Source organism: Lysinibacillus telephonicus (assembly GCF_039654155.1).
Taxonomy (GTDB): domain Bacteria; phylum Bacillota; class Bacilli; order Bacillales_A; family Planococcaceae; genus Ureibacillus; species Ureibacillus telephonicus.
In genome coordinates this window covers 1,081,958-1,101,223 of sequence record NZ_CP155468.1, presented here as the reverse complement: position 1 = coordinate 1,101,223, position 19,266 = coordinate 1,081,958, and the positions used below count along the sequence as shown (strand labels likewise).

17 protein-coding genes and 1 riboswitch are annotated in these 19,266 nt (G+C 33.9%); of the genes, 6 read left to right on the top strand and 11 right to left on the bottom strand.

All coding sequences use genetic code 11. The features are described 5' to 3' along the window. The first annotated feature begins 299 nt into the window (after nt 1-299). Nucleotides 300-397, top strand: a riboswitch (guanidine-I (ykkC/yxkD leader). Between the two features lie 69 nt (nt 398-466). Beyond that, nucleotides 467-808 carry a DMT family transporter gene (locus MKY04_RS05125; RefSeq protein ID WP_126295226.1) on the top strand — a complete coding sequence of 114 codons (342 nt, stop codon included), beginning with the start codon at nt 467-469 and terminating at the stop codon, nt 806-808. Then, the gene (locus tag MKY04_RS05120) at nt 808-1,122 is read left to right on the top strand and encodes a DMT family transporter (protein WP_126295227.1); all 315 of its coding nucleotides are present in this window, start codon (nt 808-810) and stop codon (nt 1,120-1,122) included. Before MKY04_RS05125 ends, MKY04_RS05120 begins: the two co-directional genes overlap by 1 nt. Nucleotides 1,123-1,380: 258 nt before the next feature. Here the strand turns inward: MKY04_RS05120 and MKY04_RS05115 are convergent, their stop codons facing one another. The 3 genes from MKY04_RS05115 to MKY04_RS05105 all read right to left on the bottom strand — a co-directional run bounded on the left by MKY04_RS05115 (nt 1,381) and on the right by MKY04_RS05105 (nt 4,521). Beyond that, a complete protein-coding gene (locus MKY04_RS05115) occupies nt 1,381-2,034 on the bottom strand; it encodes a DUF1801 domain-containing protein (RefSeq protein WP_126295228.1) in 654 nt (217 codons plus the stop codon). Between the two features lie 288 nt (nt 2,035-2,322). Continuing rightward, nucleotides 2,323-2,730 (bottom strand): DUF5412 domain-containing protein, encoded by a 408-nt coding sequence (locus MKY04_RS05110; protein WP_126295229.1) that lies wholly within the window; start codon nt 2,728-2,730, stop codon nt 2,323-2,325. Between the two features lie 513 nt (nt 2,731-3,243). Then, the gene (locus MKY04_RS05105; protein WP_126296408.1) at nt 3,244-4,521 is read right to left on the bottom strand and encodes an IS110 family transposase; all 1,278 of its coding nucleotides are present in this window, start codon (nt 4,519-4,521) and stop codon (nt 3,244-3,246) included. A gap of 489 nt (nt 4,522-5,010) precedes the next feature. Between MKY04_RS05105 and MKY04_RS05100 the strand changes: the two genes are divergently transcribed. After that, nucleotides 5,011-5,661 (top strand): SDR family oxidoreductase, encoded by a 651-nt coding sequence (locus tag MKY04_RS05100; protein WP_346235461.1) that lies wholly within the window; start codon nt 5,011-5,013, stop codon nt 5,659-5,661. A gap of 131 nt (nt 5,662-5,792) precedes the next feature. On the opposite strand, the gene MKY04_RS05095 is transcribed toward MKY04_RS05100, so the two are convergent. The 3 genes from MKY04_RS05095 to MKY04_RS05085 form a co-directional block, all read right to left on the bottom strand. Continuing rightward, the gene (locus MKY04_RS05095; RefSeq protein ID WP_126295231.1) at nt 5,793-6,371 is read right to left on the bottom strand and encodes a hypothetical protein; all 579 of its coding nucleotides are present in this window, start codon (nt 6,369-6,371) and stop codon (nt 5,793-5,795) included. A 473-nt stretch (nt 6,372-6,844) separates the two neighbouring features. Continuing rightward, complete coding sequence (locus MKY04_RS05090; protein WP_126295232.1) at nt 6,845-7,267, bottom strand: hypothetical protein; 423 nt, start codon at nt 7,265-7,267, stop codon at nt 6,845-6,847. 290 nt (nt 7,268-7,557) lie between these two features. After that, entirely contained in the window at nt 7,558-8,457 is a 900-nt protein-coding gene (locus tag MKY04_RS05085; RefSeq protein WP_126295233.1) for a stalk domain-containing protein, read from the bottom strand. An 820-nt stretch (nt 8,458-9,277) separates the two neighbouring features. On the opposite strand from MKY04_RS05085, the gene MKY04_RS05080 reads away from it, so the two are divergent. From MKY04_RS05080 to MKY04_RS05070, 3 genes are all read left to right on the top strand, one after another. Next, nucleotides 9,278-11,038 carry a methyl-accepting chemotaxis protein gene (locus tag MKY04_RS05080; protein ID WP_126295234.1) on the top strand — a complete coding sequence of 587 codons (1,761 nt, stop codon included), beginning with the start codon at nt 9,278-9,280 and terminating at the stop codon, nt 11,036-11,038. 213 nt (nt 11,039-11,251) lie between these two features. Next, complete coding sequence (locus tag MKY04_RS05075) at nt 11,252-14,407, top strand: amino acid adenylation domain-containing protein (protein ID WP_346235460.1); 3,156 nt, start codon at nt 11,252-11,254, stop codon at nt 14,405-14,407. Further along, nucleotides 14,407-15,093 carry a 4'-phosphopantetheinyl transferase family protein gene (locus tag MKY04_RS05070; protein ID WP_246020397.1) on the top strand — a complete coding sequence of 229 codons (687 nt, stop codon included), beginning with the start codon at nt 14,407-14,409 and terminating at the stop codon, nt 15,091-15,093. Before MKY04_RS05075 ends, MKY04_RS05070 begins: the two co-directional genes overlap by 1 nt. 223 nt (nt 15,094-15,316) lie before the next feature. Here the strand turns inward: MKY04_RS05070 and MKY04_RS05065 are convergent, their stop codons facing one another. From MKY04_RS05065 to MKY04_RS05045, 5 genes are all read right to left on the bottom strand, one after another. Beyond that, nucleotides 15,317-15,448 carry a hypothetical protein gene (locus tag MKY04_RS05065; RefSeq protein WP_346235459.1) on the bottom strand — a complete coding sequence of 44 codons (132 nt, stop codon included), beginning with the start codon at nt 15,446-15,448 and terminating at the stop codon, nt 15,317-15,319. A gap of 118 nt (nt 15,449-15,566) precedes the next feature. Further along, the gene (locus MKY04_RS05060) at nt 15,567-16,067 is read right to left on the bottom strand and encodes a hypothetical protein (RefSeq protein WP_346235458.1); all 501 of its coding nucleotides are present in this window, start codon (nt 16,065-16,067) and stop codon (nt 15,567-15,569) included. 16 nt (nt 16,068-16,083) lie between these two features. Next, a complete protein-coding gene (locus tag MKY04_RS05055) occupies nt 16,084-16,671 on the bottom strand; it encodes a dienelactone hydrolase family protein (protein ID WP_126295236.1) in 588 nt (195 codons plus the stop codon). Nucleotides 16,672-16,805: 134 nt separating this feature from the next. Continuing rightward, nucleotides 16,806-18,071 carry an MFS transporter gene (locus MKY04_RS05050; RefSeq protein WP_126295237.1) on the bottom strand — a complete coding sequence of 422 codons (1,266 nt, stop codon included), beginning with the start codon at nt 18,069-18,071 and terminating at the stop codon, nt 16,806-16,808. A 165-nt stretch (nt 18,072-18,236) separates the two neighbouring features. Beyond that, nucleotides 18,237-18,998 (bottom strand): GNAT family N-acetyltransferase, encoded by a 762-nt coding sequence (locus tag MKY04_RS05045; RefSeq protein WP_346235457.1) that lies wholly within the window; start codon nt 18,996-18,998, stop codon nt 18,237-18,239. Nucleotides 18,999-19,266: the final 268 nt, after the last annotated feature.

Sequence of the window (19,266 nt, the reverse complement as noted above, 5' to 3'; positions counted from 1 at the left end):
CAAAAAAGATGTATTAAATTTAACTTATTTTTGTTGCATTTGCAACAAAACACAACAATAAAGATATGTATTAAAATTTTAATATAGCCCTCTGTTCCTTTCTTTTCATAAGACAATCACAATCTTGCCTTTTAGTCACTTTACGTAGAATCGTTTATAAATAAAATTATTTATGTGAAAAGCTAGGAAATAAGGCTTTAATTTTAAAATGGGTTGTAATTAACTTAGCAAGATCAATATACATTTTCTAACCTTGACTTAAATTTAAATTTGTGTATAATTCAAGGTAATTTCATAAGTTAAAAGTTTTCTAGGGTTCCGCAACTATAAGTGTTGGACTGGTCCGAGAGAAAACTCACAGCTTGCTGTGCCACGGAAGGATAAAAGCCTGGGAGGAACTGTTTTTACAGTTTTCTCTCAGGCTTTTTTATTTTTTGTGAATTATAAATTTGGAGGTGATGTACAAATGAATACAGACTGGATGAAAGTATTCGTTGCTGCTTTTTTTGAAGTTCTATGGGTAATTGGATTAAAGCACGCTAATAATTTTTTTGAATGGACAGGAACTATTATTGCTATCATCATTAGCTTTTACGTAATGATAATGGCAGGAAAAAAACTTCCTGTAGGCACTGTCTATGCAGTTTTTGTTGGATTGGGAACAGCTGGAACTGTTTTTTCTGAAATTCTACTCTTTGATGAACCTTTTAAGTTGGAAAAAATAGTCTTAATTTTAGTTTTATTAGCAGGAGTCATTGGCTTGAAATTAGTTACAAAGGATAAAGTTCAGGAAGGGGATGAATCTTAATGGCATGGATTTCTTTAATATTAGCAGGTCTATGTGAAATGTTTGGTGTTACTATGATTAATAAATTGCATAAAGATCGTAATTGGCAATCTTTAGTTTTGTTAATTGTAGGATTTGGATTAAGTTTTATATTCCTTGCTTATTCAATGGAAGCACTTCCTATGGGAACAGCTTATGCAATCTGGACGGGGATTGGTGCTTCTGGTGGAGCAATTTTAGGGATGTTGCTTTATGGTGAATCGAAAGACTGGCGAAGACTTGTTTTTATAGGAATGGTATTAGGTGCTGCAGTTGGCCTAAAACTTGTCTCTTAAAAGAATTCTCTTAAATTACAAAACAAGAAAAAGTAGTATTAGAAAATTAATCTAATGCTACTTTTTGATATTAAAGTAAAATAAAAGTCTGTGAGAATCCTTCTTGATAAGGGTGCCGGCTCATGCCAACCCGTGGAAAGCGAGCAGACTTTTAATTTATTTATATAGTATAAAAATATCTAAAAAAAGATTTTTGAGTCACCCTCTTATGTAATTTTTCTTCTTGTTCAACTAACCTGTCACTTGAATCATAAGTTCTTATCGAATGTACTTGTGGGAGCCATCACAGTTAGGCATTTTTTTAGAAAGTCCACATGTGCAATCATTTAATCCCTTTCCATTAAGAATTTTTGGGATGCATTTTTCAACCCTTGACGCACGAGTTTTTGATTGTTTAGGTTGAGAAAAATGAAAAATATATGCTCTTTGCCGACCCGGAGTTAATGCTTCAAAAGCTATTTTCAAAGCAGGATTTTCATCCAATCTAATTTGAAATTCTTCTGGAATGATGTATTCTGTATCCTTTTTATAGTTTACATCCAATCCAGCTTTCTCAACTTCTATAGCTTTATAAATATAGGATTTCAAGATAGGTTCCAATTCAACAATTTCTTGAACATTGGTGAAGCGAATCTGCCGCGCAGCCTGTACATTCTCTGTTTGTTGAATTAGTATCCCGTGGGTATCCTGTAACAAGGCACCTTTGTGAAACAGAAGAGCACAATATTCTTTAAAACCATGTATTAAAACGATGTTTTTATTCTTAAACGTATAACAGGGATGCATCCACTTAAATTCCTCTGTCAGTTCACAGTCAAGAACGATATTTCTTAACTTTTCGTATTCATCTTTCCACTTTGTAGCTTTACTTAGAAATTCATCAACCTTAGGATTTTTGCTACTATTTGTCATTAAGGAAACCCCTCTCCAAGTTTTGGTACAATATTTATTGAATCAACGTGCTATTAGCTAGAGTATAAAATTTGTTACTCCCAATACATGCTTATATAATAAATAATCTTTCCGACATAGTCCTTCTTAAATAATTCTTTTTTATACTATAAGTATTTAGAAATATAACTTCAAATATTTTTAATATAAATATTTCTTTCTTTTTAAACTTACCTGCACCATTTTTTGTAGCAACAACATAAAAAGCGTCCCTCCTCCTTTATGAAACGCCTTGAATCACACCCAGTATTATTGATGTCTAAAATCAAATTTTTCTTTAGGAACATTAAGTGTATGACCATTAATCATTACTTTGTCGTTACCTAACCATTGAATGCTAGCAGTTTCTTCACGATAATTCCAATAAATATTTTTTGTTTTATATCCTTTTTCATTAAATACTAACTCTCCTCGTACAGCATAGGATGTTGTAGCACCGCCGTTTGTAACATAAGCTTTTACAGTGTATTTTCCATCAGGTGAAGTTGCTTGGGTGAGGTACTCTCCTGTAGGTAATCTATTCATATCATAAAATGCCCAATAAGCCCCATATCCAATTAGAGCAACAAATAGAGCACACGCTATTACAAAACCTATTAATAGTTTTGTATAATGATTCTTTTTCCCATATTCAAATTTCGTCTCTTTGATTTCCATTATATCCTCCTAAAGTATGTAATCTTTCATACTTTACGGAATTTCGCAGTTCCCAAAAGCTTGACGTTTTTTTAAAAAAGAAGTTCCATATTTTAGGTGATTTTGGAAAGTGTTTTGAAAATCTCAACTTATATCAAAACCCTCCCTCTATAAATGTTGATATATCAACGGTTTGACCCGTTTTATCTAATAGAAAAAATATTTTTTAAAGAATAATATTTTAGTATTTTACAATACTTCAATTCATTTACAGTTTGAGGATACGCTTCGCTAAAGTTAATTGGTAGTAATTAACTTTCCGTTCCAATATGTGATGCACAATTGGATCTCTGCAATGCTTATGATGACGTACCCTCCCATGTCTCTTGGCGTCTAGCGCATACATTCCTTCGTTCGGTCTATTCATAAGGCAGAGGCTGGCGATGCTCCTTTAGGGACTCGTAGTCGGATGGAATAAATAATGCCGGCTTCTCCGTGTCATCCTTTTGTAATTTAATCGAGCTAAGGTGTAGCTTAGGCTGCCTCTACGAGACAATAAAGGTCTTTCATCATAAGTTGTTCATCAAACTGTACTTTCTTCTTGCATAGAGCGTGTAAAATCTTCAGTAACTTACCACAAAGGACAACCATCGATTGCTTCTTTCGAAGTGGATTAACTGTGCGTGTGGTGTAATATTCATGTAATTGCTTAAAGGCTTCATTATGGCGAATCAACGGTATCATAACTCGGAATAAGAGAGAACGAAGCTTTCTTCTTCCTCGCTTTGAAATGCGTTTCTGACCTTTGTGTTGCCCAGATGAGTTTTCACGTAATGTGAGTCCCGCTAGTTTGATTAATTGGCGTGGATGCTCATATTGAGTGAAGGAACCAATCTCTGAAAGAAGATCGACGATTGTTACATCGCCAATACCAGGCACAGTGGCTAGATACTCATAATCCGTCATTTGTTTCGTTAATTCAATTAATTGTTCTGTTAGACTATCGAGCTGTTGTTGCATCAATTTGCGTTGACTAAGGAGTGTGGCAATTTCTATTCGTGCCATCGTAAGACCTTCTGTCAACCCGATTGAAGATTGAGCAGCCTCGACTAATTGTTTTGCCTTCGGCAATTGAGGTGATTTTAATCCCTCTACCTGACGGTATAAAAACAATAATTCTTCGGGAGATTTACCGAGAATATCAGCGGGTAGAGGTGTCTTTTCAAGAACCGCATACGCCATCTTTCCGAAACTTTTAAAAACAGACATAAATTCTGGGAAAAAGCGATCCAACCATCGAATGAGACGATTTTGTAATGCATTGAGATCTTCTTGTATCTTTGAACGTAACGTGGCACCGTTTCGTAATTCCGCTTCCACGCCTTCTAGAATACGTGGATAGCTAAAACGTCCATCACGTATTAGACGCGCAATTACAAGTGCATCCTTTTGATCGTTCTTCGTTTGGAGATTATCGTCCAATTCTTTGGATTTGTTCACATGGCTCGGATTCACCATGATAAACGGAATCCCATGTTCAAAAAGATAGACAGCGAGATTCATCCAGTAGTGGCCTGTAGGCTCAAAACCAACTAATATTTCGCTTTTATCATGCGTAGTAAGTAAAGTTAATAACTTTTCATAAAATGCATCAAACCCATTTCTTGATTGCGTGAAAGGGAATGACTTTTGAAGCACACGGCCTCGTTCATCAATTGCGCAAGCATAATGTTTGTGCTTAGCGATATCGATACCTACGACGAGTGTATTTTCAGTGACTTGATTAATTTTCTGGTTCGTATTAAAATTCATAGACGGAGTCCTCCTGTGTGATGATGGGTCAATGGCTGTTGACACTCATGCATCATACTAGAGGGCTTTTTTTATTTCAAGACCCTGAAAATCCTTCTAACAGGAATGCTCCTTTAAGCTGCAATGAATTTATTAACAAGGATGTAAAGACTATGCCTGGTCAATGTACCTCGTTAGTTAAAACTAAATCCTTTTGCCTTAGTGTGAAAATTGAATCACTCTAAGTAGCCATCCTTATAACACAAAATATTACTGAACTACAGGGAATGAAAATTGTTTGGAAATGACTATACTTATAAAGATTTATCACTAATAACCTTTTCTATCTAGATTAGGGTTTTGTTAGTATTGTCATTTTTCCATTTCAGAAGATTTACTTCATGTAGTGAAATACTTTATTTCATACAGTCTTTATAAGCAACATGTTTGATAATAGTATTGGTTTTTGAAACAATAGCGATAGTTATTTAAAGAAAGGGGCTTCTATAAATGCGGGTATTTTTAATTGGTGCGAATGGACAGGTCGGAAAACATATTGTGCAATTACTTAAAGATAGTGATCGACATACTTTAAAAGCAATGGTACGCACAGAGGAACAGGCGAAGGCGTTGAAACAGTCTGGTGTAGATGCAGTTGTTGCTAATTTAGAGGGAAGTGTTGATGATATAGGTGAAGCAATGAACGGCAGTGATGCGGTAATCTTTTCTGCTGGATCTGGGGGTAGCACGGGCGCAGATAAAACATTACTTGTTGACTTAGATGGAGCGGTAAAATCTATGGAAGCTGCAGAAAAAATAGGTGTCAACCGTTATGTAATGGTAAGTGCATTTAATGCACGCAATCGAGAAAGTTGGATAGATAGTCCGATTAAGCCCTATATGGTTGCAAAACACTACGCAGATCGAATACTTTCAGCAAGTAGCTTAAACTATACAATAGTCGGACCAGGACTTTTATTAAATGAACCAGGAACCGGAAAAGTAATAGCTGGAAAAGATATAGAAACGGGTTCAATACCTCGTGAAGATGTTGCAAAAACCGTTGTCGCAGTACTCGATGAGGAGAATACTTATAGAAAAACGTTTGACTTAATATCCGGAGAAAACACAATAGAAGAAGCTTTGAAAGGTTTAAAATAAACCTTATTTATAATTTAGTAAAAATCGAACAGTCTATCTAAGACTTGTTCGATTTTATTTTTTTAGATGTTTTGAATATCACTTAAACATATCGTAATTTAGTACTCCCTTTATTAATAAAGGAACAAGTATTACATCTTGATTGGGATAAAATGTACTGGCATATGTACTTTTTTACCATTACGCTTGTTGTGATAAGCCTTAAGCTTTCCTTCATACACAAATTGAAATTCAGTTCTTTTCTGCAAGTCATTTGGTGCTATAAGTGATGGTGATTTTTCAAAATCAATGATGTGGCATTCCTTTAGCACCGATGCAACAAACTGTGAACAGAAGAATGCTTTTTTTCTTTTTATCGGTTTATTAAGTAAAAACCCAAATAATCCTAAAAAATTATAGCGATAATTTTCTTTTTGCGCTTCAATTTCCTTTATATAACGATTTATCTTTTGCATTTGAACCTCTGAAACTGTAAAAGAATAAATCGCACAATCTGCTTGTTTAAATAAACCTTTCCTTATGTCCTCTTTTACAAATCCACCAATAAACGGATTCCTGGCTGTTTTTCTTCCAAAGCTATATACTTCAGATAATTCGGAGTCGAAGGATATTGACGCATGATTGTATGGTTTTTTTGTATATAGCTTTATTAACTTTGTAAATACTGTTCCTGTATCTGTTAAAAGAATATATACCCTTTTTTCTGTCATCATCATTCTCCTCTTTGTTTATCAAAGAAATATATTATATTACCAATATACTGGAGAAATCATAAGAAGACCTTAACAGAATTCTTAAGAATTTCTTAAAATTTCATGTACACTTTTATACTAATAAGCAATTAACTTCCCAATCCCAGTTTCCATTGTTTTTTCAGGTTAGATACCGACCTTTTAATAGAGGAATGTAAATATAAGCATCATAATTGTAGGCATCCCCCACACAACAAGGAAAGTAATTAGTAAGTCATTGTTTATGTTCAAATAATCCTCCAAAAAGTTAATCAATTAGAATTGTAATTATCTTATTAAACGATACTTTCCCTATTGTTTAATAGTAATCTACACACAAAATCATACCAAATTTTAACATAAAATCTAAGTATTTCAATTGAAAAAAATGGCATTTTTATTGAAGAAAGGCGCTTTCCTTATCAGAAAAGCGCCCATTATTGAAGTAAAAATTAAATTTTTTCTTGATATATTTCTAATTTTATCGGTTTAGAGTTTAAAGGTATTTTAAATTCCTGAAGATTTTCTATATGATCAAAAAAATCATCTATATCATCATAGTCCATTGACCATTCTGTTACCTTGAACTTTTTTAAGTCATCTGTCGGTTTAAGTAAGCATTTGCAGTATAGTTGTTCAATGTGTGAATAATTATTTTCTTCGTAAATTGTAAACTGGCGTACAAAGTCAAAATGAAATAGTTTCTCTCCGGTAAAATCGTAAACACCACATTGAAATAAAATTTCTTTTTCTTCTTCTCCCTCAACCTGTTCTTTACAAAAAGCTTTAAAGGTTTCCCAAACATTTTTTATATCATCAGTATCTTTACTAATCAGATTTCTAAGGTAACTCTCAGCATTTCTTACAGTAATCATTGCAACACCTCCAATAATATTATGTAATCATTCTTAATAAACTAACCTTTTATTAAAATAATGGTTCAGAATATCTTCGAAAATATAAATTAATTCGCTAAAAATTGTTCAACAATTTGGCCCTAAAAAAGACGCGTTTCTAAATAAACGCGCCCGATTGGAATAGTGAATAGATTTGTAAAAATGGTACCTAAAGCTTTACTTAAGCCTTCTCTATCCGAGTATATTTTTTTATAAATTGATACTCCTGTTACCATCTGGAAAGACGGTAAGTTTTTCTAAATATATTATTAATTTATTAATTCTTGAATAAATTGAACGGGTACATATGTTTTTTCTGGTTCGAGAAGTGCTGGAGCCATTTCGAAATAGCGAAGGGCTTTGTTGTAGCCATATGACTTTTCACCACGTGTAATCGTGTAGGTTTTAGCCCCTTTCGATAGAATTGCTCCTTTACCTGTTGATTCAACCTTATAACCAAGTTCTTCAGCAAGTTGTCGAAGCGGCACCATTTTTATACCGTTCACTTCATAAAAGTCTTTGGCAATAATTTCTTCGATGACAGGGCTTGTTTCAATTTCCTGATCAGTATCCTTTTGATCCAATACAACAACTTTATGAGGTGATGTTTGGGCAGGAATGCTTCTTGTTGTGACTGTATAGAATACAAGTAAATTTTTCTCTGCTAAATCGGAAACTTTTACTTCCTTACCTGATAAACTTGATAGTTCCATTTCTTCACTAACATTTAATTTTAATGACAGGTTAGCATCTAATAAGTTACTATCAAATGTTCCTACTGACGCAGTTCCCATTTCTTCTGTTTCAACAATAACTACCTCTGGGCTATATTGTGGTGGGTAGATTAATATCATTGGTTTATTTGCGTAGGTGTGAGCAATTACTTTGTCTCCTTTTTTCAGTTCAACCTTTTTACCTGTATTATCATAGACAAGTGTATCAGCTGTAACTGCTAGTGTATTTATATTTTCCCCTTCTTTTATAGAATAGTAACTTACATTTCCACGTTTCTCTACACTTTCAATTGTTCCTGCAACCTTAATAAAGATTGGTTGTACCTGCTCCTGTTCACTTGGTACATCGTTTGTTGCAAATGTTGTGTTTGCTACGGCTGTGCTGCCTACTAATAATGCTGTCATAGCAATTGGTACGATTTTTGTCATTTTCATGTAAAACATCTCCTTTTTTCATACTTCAAAGCAGTAGTCGTTTATAAGATGAAAAGGTTACAGTATTGTCGATAATTTTATTTACAGTAACAGAGACCATTATTTTTCTACCTTTTCGTAAAGTATCTCAACAAGCCCTTAATACTAGAACTTCCCATTGCTTACAGACCTATTACCTTCTAAAATATGTATATGTGGGGTTAAAAAAAAGTTCGGTAGTTATAAAAAGAGTTAAATTAAAAATAGCTTCGACTCTATAAATTTTTTAATTATACCAGAAACATTTTTAGTTAATTTAGCAATTAAGGTAAAAATAGATTTAAACATGTAGCATCAAAATAGTCTTAAACTCTTATCCTTTAGACAAGTATTTTCCTACGCTATAATGCATTGTGAGACGATGGGACCCCTGCGCCCATACCCAAATTAAGTAACTATGGAATTTTACTCATTCGTACATAACGATTCTTTGTTATGTATATATGCATTCTCATAAAATCATTCTCTAATACCATTTCTACTAATTTCATAGTTTTAACAAAGCCTTTTCTCATTGTGAAAGGCTTTTTTTATAGGATAAAACTATCAGGTATAACAGCTATTTATCAAACTTTTTTTAGTAAAATAGTCAGTTCATTGCATTGTATTTTTTTTCGATAGCCATTATAGTTATGTAGGAACGGCATGGATTACTTTGCTAAAAAAGTAAAAGGCGCCTACATAATATATTATTTAACCTAGTTACCAAACATTTTTTACTTTTATCGTCATTACCGGTTGTCCATTTTATCAAGTAATTATGGAGGGAAAGAAAATACATATGAAAAAGAAAAAGCTCGAGCAAAAACATTTATCAATGAGAACAAAGTTAATAATGATCATGGTTAGTATTTTATTATTATTAGGATTGGTTACTACGGGACTTTCCTATTACATTGTGAAAAGTAGTAATTTAAAAAATATGGATCAATCACTCTACGATAAGGGAGTAATATTATCGCAGACTATAAATCAGGAAACGTTAAAATCTGTATTGGAAAATCCAAGTGCTAATAATCCAGATGCCCTTCTATTAACTGAGGAAATGGATAAAATTAATGAAGAATCTGAAAGCATTACAAATCTATTTTTGATTACAGTAAACGGTGAAAACATAAATGCTCCAGTGCTTTCCTCAAGTATTTTGGAATTAGGTGCCGAATACAATCAAGATATGATTGCAATGGGGCTTTCGGATGATCTCCTTGCGAGAATAAAAGAAGTATTTGAAACTAAAAAAGCAACGGCAACTGATATTTACAGCGATGAATTTGGAAGTTATAAAACGGGATTAACACCAATATTGGATGAAGATGGATCAGTTTTGGCTACGTATGCAATTGACTATGATGTATCCATGGTAACAGCTAAAGCAATGTCGGAAGTATTACGAATTTTATTTGTTACAATCCTATTTTTAGTAGTATCTTCTATTGCAGTTTATGCATTATTAAAAAGAAAATTAACACCTATCCAACAGCTTTCACAATTATCTAAAAAAGTAGCTGAAGGTAATTTAGAACTTGAACCATTGCCTGTTAAATCTAATGATGAAATTGGCTTATTAACGAGCAACTTTAATCAAATGATTGATTCTTTAAGAAATGTTATTCAAAGTACAGCAAATGTTTCATCACGCGTTTCGAATTCGGCAAAGGTTTTATCAACACATATGCAAGGTGCAACAGAATCATACAATAGTGTTGCTGCTTCCATGCAAGAAATTGCAAGCAGTGCAGATATACAAGCACAAAAAGCAAAAGAAAGTTCAGCAACGATTGAAGAAATTAGTATTGGTATTCAACGCATTGCCATGACATCGAATCAAATTTCAGAATCTTCTATCCGGGCATCAGAGGAAGCTGAAAAAGGAAATATTTCGACTAACAAATCTGTTGAGCAAATGAATGCAATTAGTAAAGCAGTTAATCAATCCGCTTCATCAGTAAAAATGCTTGGTACTCACTCTGTAAAAATTGAAGAGATAGTTGGCATTATTACAGGTATTGCATCTCAAACAAATTTACTTGCATTGAATGCCGCTATTGAAGCAGCTCGTGCAGGTGAAGCTGGTAGTGGTTTCGCAGTTGTTGCAGACGAGGTTCGTAAACTCGCTGAACAGTCAGAAGCTTCCGCAAGAGAAATTTCTACCCTTATCTCACATATACAACATGATACAAATGAATCTGTAAATGTGATGATGCATGCTGTTGATGAAGTAAATAACGGTTTACAAATGATAAATGATTCCGAAAAATCATTTGCTCAAATTTTAAATTCTATTCAGCAAGTTTCAGATCAGATTCAAGATCTTACAGCAACTATCGAAGAAATGTCTGCAGGTATGCAAGAAGTAACTTCTTCTGTACAAGATATGGAGAAATTCTCAGTTCTCTCTAGAGAAAATACTAAGTCAGCTGCTGAAACATCTGCATCTCAATTAAATGCTGTACAAAAGGTGTCAGACGAAGCACAAGTATTATCTCAGCTGTCAACTGAATTAATGAATGTTGTGAATTCATTTATTGTGAAAACAAAATAAAAGTGCATTCGCCCCAATTGTATCCTTCACTTTCGGCATAAAATCTTGCACTTGATTACTGTTACTTGATAGCTAAAAGTGAGAGATTAACAATCCCTACTTTTCATTTTGGATTAGAAAAGTGTGGTGTGAATCAATACGTTGGAAAAGGGAAGTATTCAGTGGAAATTCTTTTCCATTGAATACTTTTTTACATAATAGGAGTTGAATTAAGTGAACATAAAACTAGAACTTAATAAAAAGAAAATGGATGAACAACAAAAACTATATGCGGATCGTTTTCAGTTATTAACAGATGAGGAAAAGTTACTTTACCATTCGTTAAATCAGACAGAAGCACCTTATGAATCAGATAAAACAATACCAGAAGTTTTCTATAAATCTGCAGCAAAATTCGCTGATAATATTGCCTTGTCCTTTGAAGGTGGAACAATGACATACCGTCAATTAAATGAACGTTCAAATCAAATTGCCCATATGCTTCTAGCAAACGGATTGAAAAAGGGTGATTACGTGGCACTTGTCATGGAGCGCAGCAAAGAAACTGTAATGAGCCTGCTCGGTATTCTAAAAGCAGGAGGTATTTATGTACCTATTGACCCAAGTTATCCAAAAGAACGTTGCCATTATTTATTAAATGATACTTGTGCTCCATTTATTTTAACTAAGAGTGAACATAGTAGTTTTCTAAGGGAGTTACTACAGCAGGACTCCCACTCTCGCTCAGTCTTTAAAATAGATCAAATGGAAGAAACATATTCAAAGGAAAATATTGATATTAATAGCAGTCCTTCTGATATTGCCTACATCATTTATACTTCAGGATCGACAGGCAAACCAAAAGGGACAATGCTTAGACATTATTCTGTTGTCAATTTAATTAAAGATCATCAAAGAATTTACCAATCTACTGAGAAGGATGTCTATTCTCAATTTATTTCATATAGTTTTGACCCATCTATTGCTGAAACTTTTACTGCCCTTTTTTCTGGCGCTAGATTACATATGTTAACAAGTATTGAACGGGTTTCAATTGAAGCTTTTGCTGAAATGATAAAGCGAGAGAAAATTACCTCAGCCACAGTCCCTAACGCTTTCTTTAATCAGCTAGCTACTTATCTCCCTGTTGAGATGAAAGAATCGCTAGCATCTCTTAAATACTTGTCAGTTGGCGGCGAAGCTCTAATGGCCTCTGTTATACAAAAATGGCAAGAAAAATTTGGAACAAATATAGAAATCGTGAATGTTTATGGACCAACAGAATGTACCGTTCTGTCTTCCTATTACAAAGTGAAAGGTGAAATAAAGGATAATACAACAAGTATTCCAATTGGAAAACCCATTGCAAATTATGAAATGTATATTTTAAATAATGAAGGCAAGCTATGTCCTGTCAATGAACCAGGAGAACTATATATCGCTGGTATTGGTTTAGCTGCTGGTTATTTAAATCAGCCTGAAAAAACGGCAGAAGCCTTTGTTCCTCATTTATTCTCAAATGATCCGGAAAAGCTAATGTATCGGACAGGTGATTTAGTTCGTTTATTGCCAAGCGGCGTAATTGAATTCGTCGGCCGTAAAGATACACAAATTAAAGTAAGAGGATTTCGAATTGAAATTGGGGAAATTGAAACTGTATTGGCCAATCATCCGAGCATTCATCAAGCAGTAATTCTCGCTAAAAAAATGAATGATGGAAATAATAGCTTATTTGCATATTATACTGTATCACCAGGCAGTCAAATCGAGCAGGAAGAAATAAGAAAGTACTTAGGACAAACCCTACCAGAATATATGATACCTGAACGATTTATCGAAATGGAACAAATGCCATTATCCCCGACCGGAAAAATTGACCGAAAACAATTAGCTGAATTGGAGATTTCATTATCCCAAACTAATGATTATGAAGCTCCTGAAAATGAAATGCAGCAAATATTAGCAAAAGCATGGGAGCACGTACTCGGTATTGAACGTGTAGGAATTCGCGATAATTTCTTTCATATAGGTGGACATTCTTTAAAAATATTAGAAATTCTTGTTCAAGTTAAAAAGCATGCCCCATTTTTGACTATACAGGATTTCTTCCAATATCAAACGATTGCCGAGTTAGATTACTTTATAAAAAACTATAATTTTGAAGAAAACAGCTCTACTAAACAATCGAAAGACTTTGTTTTGAAGGAATTAATGGAGCCGAGTGCCCTGTCAATTAATCCTAACGTAAAACCACTACCTATGAATAAAGTTTTATTAACTGGAGCAACTGGCTTCCTAGGCAGTCATGTGTTATACGAGCTTTTAGTTAAAACAAACGCCCATATTTACTGTCTAATAAGACAAAATTCAAATATGTCACTGGACAAAAAATTAAAAGATAGCATGCAATTTTATTTCGGTGAGGCAATTATTCCTTTACTTGAAAAACGTGTAACAGTCATTCAAGGTGATTTAAGTAAACAATCACTTAATTTGTCATCTGAAGATATTTCTACGTTAAGCGAGGAAATCGATGCCGTTATTCATTGCGGTGCCGATGTTAGACATTTTGGAGCAGCTGATCATTTCCATAATGTTAATATAGAAGGTACTAGATACTTGCTTGAACTTGCAAAACGTAGGGAAGGCGTTCATTTCCATCATGTTTCAACAATTGGTATTCCAGAGGAACTTGCAGTAAGTCAGTGGGATTATTATGAAGAGCATGGAGATTTTGATTATAACGTTACCCTCGGAAATGTTTACAACCAAAGTAAATTAGAGGCAGAAAAACTTGTTAAAAATGCCATATTAGATGGAATTCCAGTTTCAATCTATCGAGTAGGAAATTTAACATGCCACTCTGAAACTGGTAAATTCCAAAGAAATATGGATGACAATGCTTTTTATAGAATGATAAAATCAATGCTTTGTTTAGGAAAAACACCTGAGGCTAACTGGCATGTCGATTTTACGCCTATAAATTTTGCGAGCCAAGCCCTTGTTGCCTTAGCTAGCCAGCCGAAATCAAGTGGACATATTTTCCACTTATGTAATCCTGCGCCCCTACTATATCTTGATTTAATAGACATGTTAAAGGAAATGGGATATGACTTGGAAGTTATAAAAGCAAATGAGTATGAAAACTGGCTATTAAATGGGGACCATCCAGAAGAATTACAGGAATTTTTATCACTGGCAATTGCCCAGCTTGATGGTGATGGAGCAAGTGATTCACCATTTATATTTAACACAGCTAAAACTCAAGAATTTTTAAAGAAAACGGATGTAACTTGTGCAAAGCCAAATCCAACTTTTATCCGAACGATGATTAACTATGGCATTAAAATGGGTTACTTCCCAGAGCCTAAGCCCGTTGGAGTTAGATAATGTCTAAATCATGGAATATGAAAGACTCTCTTCATCTATTCATACTTCCACTGGGGCCACAATTATTGCCTTTGGAATGGGATAAGTACTTTTTAGAGCTTCCAATTGCAGAACGAACTAGAATATTAAAATACAAGCATTGGCAGGATCGGCAAAGGGCACTGTTAGGAAATATTCTAGTTCGTTGGATGCTCAAGAAGTTTACAAATGAGACTCCTATTAACATAGCTCGTAATACATTGGGACGACCCTATCTTGCTAATAATACCAATTGGTCAGGAGATTTTAATCTTTCACATTCTGGGGAATGGATCGTTGCTGCCATAACTAATCACGGTCATGTTGGAGTTGACGTTGAGAAGATTGAACAATTCAATGAAGAAATTATGGCATATACCATGTCAGAAGAAGAAATTAACGAAATAAATCAATATGCTAAATTTGATCGCACAAAGCTATTTTACGAGCTTTGGACGATGAAAGAAGCTATCTATAAAACAGGACTTTTTCCAAACGCAACTCCAGTTTCTATAAATACGATTGAAATTAATAAAAAACGTCGAGACATTCATACACACATCTTTTATATTGATAAAGTACATCCTGTTACAGTTTGTTGGGATTGCGGACAATTTCCTATAGTACGAACAGTACTGAATAGAGATCAGCTAGTTTCATATTTATAATAACTAACAGCAAATTCAATACCATAATGAATATTAAAAAAAATAACGTAAGTTTCAGCCAGTTGACGGACTAATTTATACCGGATACTGGCTGTTTAATTTTATCCTAAAAATATCTTTCCGAATTTAACATTACTGCCCCTATTAGTTATTAGCTTTACTTCAAACTTTATCCTCCATTTAATTATAAGGATAAATTCCACTTTCAATTGATTAAGGGCAATTATTTCTGCTGTAATTGTTTTAATAACTCTATAGTTTCGTTGTTTTGTTCCATAGTTTTTCGTAAATTCCCTTCCATACATAAACAGGTAATTGCTATCACAATAATAGCAATTGTTATAACAAACTCCATAAATTCAAACCTCTTTCCCATATATTTTTATGAACACTTACCGAAAGCTTTAGCGTCATTGTCCAACGCTGTTTGAAGGGTTTTGCAATATTTACAAAAAAGTATTTGCTTATTTTCTTTAATTCTTATATTTATTTTCCCACTCATCTCGCCATTTTTGTAAGTCTCCATGAATTTCTTCCATTGTTTTCCCATCTATCGAATAGAAAGCTCCAATCAATGGTTCCTTTGAGTGTGGGAATGACCAACCTCCAATAACTTCTTCATTAAATATCAGCACAGTTGCATTTGTTTTTCCCATATTAAACAAATTATCTAAAGGATGATTTTTCACCATAAAACTTACCGTATTAATTTCCTTATTTAAAAAGTTATCTGGTTCAGTGTATTGAACTCCCCATATTTGTTCACCTGGTAAATCCAACAAATCAGATTTTGTAAATAATAGCGAGCCTTTGGTCTCATATGAAATAACATCATAACCCAGTTCCTCAAGATAGTTCTTTGCTATGTCTATATTTTTATCTTCTTCCATTTCACTTTTCTGCTTATTATCGTTTAACTGATTGTTACACCCTGCAATTATGAATACTAGAAATAGTACAATAATTCTTTTCAAATTTATCTCCCTTATATTAAGCTAAAAAATCAATCATTATATTAAAAGTTTCTTGGGCAGATTTAACATTAAACTTTGGATTATAAGGGTCGCTAAAACCGTGCTCTCCGCTAAATTTATGTACCTCTAGATTCTTTCGTTCCAAAGAATCTATTAACTCGTCAACATGAAATGAATTTTCATTTTCCGGATAAAATAGTATTGTTGGACATGAAGGATTAATTTCTAAGTAGTTCCTAATTCTCGATCCATAGTAGCAAACAATTCCATCAACATCCTTTTCTTCACTGCATAACCAAGCAATTGTTGCTCCAACACTAAACCCTACAATAAAGATTTTTTCATACTGCCCTTTAATGTCTTGTATAACATTTTTAATTTTATTTGCGCCTTTACTAAAACCTACATTTTCCATAAAGTTTTTATAAGCAGCTTCTTCAAGAAAATAGTCAAATGAACTTTCCTTTTCTAGCAGGTTGGGACAAAGGATATCTAAGCCTTTTTCTGAAAGTGAATGACAAACTTCCTTCATATATCTATTAACCCCATATATTTCATGAACTACGATAATTAATTTGTTTGAGTTGTTTTTTATATGTATCAAAATTTACCTCCGATTAAAATGATTATATAAAGAAATAGCCGATTTTCACCTTCCGCATGCATTTCAACTCCAAAGAAGGCGCTAATCTTCATCTTGTTTGATTAACGCCCAGTAATTTTTGTAAAAATATAATTTTATTTTTTATTCCAACGAGACCAAAACACGACTGGAATTAGAATTAAAGATAAAAATCCTCCAGCAAGTGATAATGTTGCATAACTTGAACTAGCTACTACCATTCCTGATAAAGCTCCCCCAGAAGCCCCTGACAACGCAATCAAAACATCTACTGTACCTTGTGTTTTAGCCCGTGTAGATGTACTAGTTGAATCCACAATAAGAGCGGTTCCACTTATCAGTCCAAAATTCCATCCTAAACCTAGTAAAGAAAGAGCAACTATTAAAAGAATCATAGAGTCCCCTGGTGCAATTGCCGCTACTAGCCCTGCAAGAAGCAATGTAGTTCCAGAAGCAATAGCCATCACAGTTCGACCAAGCTTATCTACTAACATTCCTGTAATCAACGAAGGGAGATACATTGAACCAACATGAAAACCAATAACAAGACCTATTTCACCTAAGTCATGTCCATGCTCCCTCATATGAACTGGTGTCATTGTCATAATGGCAACCATTACTATTTGAGTGAGAAGCATAATTGCTGCGCCAACGATAATACCTCTCTTATTTTCTAACTGGAGAGTTTGCGTCTTATGTTCCTGCTTATCTAGGTTAGACGCTTCAATGGCTCTAGCTATAACTAATGGGTCTGGACGAAGCATAATAAAAAGTACAGAACCTGCTAATATAAATGCAGCTGCTGATAAAATGAAAGGGCCTGCAAGTGATGGAACACCGATAGAAAGAGCAAAATCCCCCATTACATTTACTAAGTTTGGACCTGCAACTGCACCAAATGTTGTAAAAACCATAGCAATACTTATAGCAGTCGCTCGCTGTTTATTACTAGCTAAATCCGTACCTGCGTAGCGAACTTGTAAATTTGTTGCGGTACCTGCACCATAAATAAATAGAGATGCAAATAAAAGCAAAACACTATTTATTATAGCTGCAAATATAACTCCTATTGCTCCAAGTCCACCTACCATAAATCCTATCGTTAAACCCGTTCGTCGTCCAAAACGCTGCGAAAGTCTTCCAACAACTAAAGCAGAAACTGCAGATCCTAAAGTGAATAAAGCTGTTGGAAGACCAGAAAATGCGTCAGTGCCGAGCATTTGCTGTGCAAGAAGTGCACCTACAGTAATTCCAGCTGCTAATCCAGCCCCGCCAAAAATTTGTGAGATGCTTACAATGATTAAAGTACGTTTATATAATTTTTTTTGTTTTTCTTGTGAATCTAAAAAACTTTGATTTAATTCATAGGTTTTACTGGACATTGTTTAATACCTCTTCCCTAATTTTTATATTTTCTTAAACTGACATAGAGGCTGTCCCGAAAATGTGAGCTTCTTCATATTTCTATTTATGTCTCACATCAAATCTTAATACCTTTAAGTTTATTGATTGCCTTCTGCAGTTGACCTCACTAGCTTAGGAAAGGTTTATTGTTCTACTATTAGTTTTGTTAGTAACTTGTCAAATTTGTTTGGGCTTAACATTTCATGTGTAATAAATTTCCCATTATAGAACAGACCAAAAGTCGTCCATATAGTAGGCCCATTTTGTGCTTCTTCTTTTGTCGTTATCCTAAAAGAATTAAACGTAATCCCTTTACCTTCACATACATCTCTTAACTCCTCTAATATACCAACAGCAAAGGGACACTGTGCCGTATAATAAATTGTTACTCCTTGTCCTATAAAAGGTGGATTCAAGCACTTTTTAAATGAAGGAACAACAGCTTGTTCATTGCACTTTAGTGCAACTAACTGAAAATATGGATCTGCCTGGTCTACTACCTCAAAACCCATATGTTCAAAAAAACGTTTTTCACTTAAAAAAGGAAGATTTTTCTTCCCTACTATATGTACAAGACCATCCATTCCTCGAGCAATTGCATCCTTCTTGCAATAATCCAATAATTGTTTTCCATATCCATTGTTTTTGTACTTTCCTGAAACCCATAAACAATTGATGTACATATAATTCGGTGCTTCAATTGGTACCCATGCCATTTCCGCAGGCAAGTATTCAATAAATACTTTTGCTCGCTCGTCTAGACGGTAAAAAACTAATCCTTCCTCCATCCGTTCCATTAACCATTGCTTTTTATCATTTACTGCTTGCTCATATTGTTTTGCACCTAGAGCACAACAAATGTGTTCATATTCCATATTGTTTTTTGTTAATTGAATGTATCCCATTCCCCACCACAACCTTACCATAATTATACAATTATTATACCAAGTTCCTTTCAGAAATCTTTAGTTTTTCTTCAATTAGATTCTTCAATAAAAATCTTTTTATTTTAATCCTCATTTTGAAAAGTATTTATGAGTGACATTTTTGTCACTTTCATTCAATTATTGTCACGGGAATCGATGGATAGGGATGAAAAATCTTCTTAAAATAAATACATATAAGAATCAATTAGAATTCTAATTCTTGCATTGGATTTGTGGAGAAATAGTC

Coding starts and splice junctions, on each gene's coding strand:
- MKY04_RS05085 (WP_126295233.1), bottom strand. CDS start 8,457: ATGAAAATGACAAAAATCGTACCAATTGCTATGACAGCATTATTAGTA.
- MKY04_RS05105 (WP_126296408.1), bottom strand. CDS start 4,521: ATGAATTTTAATACGAACCAGAAAATTAATCAAGTCACTGAAAATACA.
- MKY04_RS05080 (WP_126295234.1), top strand. CDS start 9,278: ATGAAAAAGAAAAAGCTCGAGCAAAAACATTTATCAATGAGAACAAAG.
- MKY04_RS05070 (WP_246020397.1), top strand. CDS start 14,407: ATGTCTAAATCATGGAATATGAAAGACTCTCTTCATCTATTCATACTT.
- MKY04_RS05120 (WP_126295227.1), top strand. CDS start 808: ATGGCATGGATTTCTTTAATATTAGCAGGTCTATGTGAAATGTTTGGT.
- MKY04_RS05065 (WP_346235459.1), bottom strand. CDS start 15,448: ATGGAGTTTGTTATAACAATTGCTATTATTGTGATAGCAATTACCTGT.
- MKY04_RS05110 (WP_126295229.1), bottom strand. CDS start 2,730: ATGGAAATCAAAGAGACGAAATTTGAATATGGGAAAAAGAATCATTAT.
- MKY04_RS05050 (WP_126295237.1), bottom strand. CDS start 18,071: ATGTCCAGTAAAACCTATGAATTAAATCAAAGTTTTTTAGATTCACAA.
- MKY04_RS05045 (WP_346235457.1), bottom strand. CDS start 18,998: ATGGGATACATTCAATTAACAAAAAACAATATGGAATATGAACACATT.
- MKY04_RS05095 (WP_126295231.1), bottom strand. CDS start 6,371: ATGACAGAAAAAAGGGTATATATTCTTTTAACAGATACAGGAACAGTA.
- MKY04_RS05115 (WP_126295228.1), bottom strand. CDS start 2,034: ATGACAAATAGTAGCAAAAATCCTAAGGTTGATGAATTTCTAAGTAAA.
- MKY04_RS05100 (WP_346235461.1), top strand. CDS start 5,011: ATGCGGGTATTTTTAATTGGTGCGAATGGACAGGTCGGAAAACATATT.
- MKY04_RS05125 (WP_126295226.1), top strand. CDS start 467: ATGAATACAGACTGGATGAAAGTATTCGTTGCTGCTTTTTTTGAAGTT.
- MKY04_RS05090 (WP_126295232.1), bottom strand. CDS start 7,267: ATGATTACTGTAAGAAATGCTGAGAGTTACCTTAGAAATCTGATTAGT.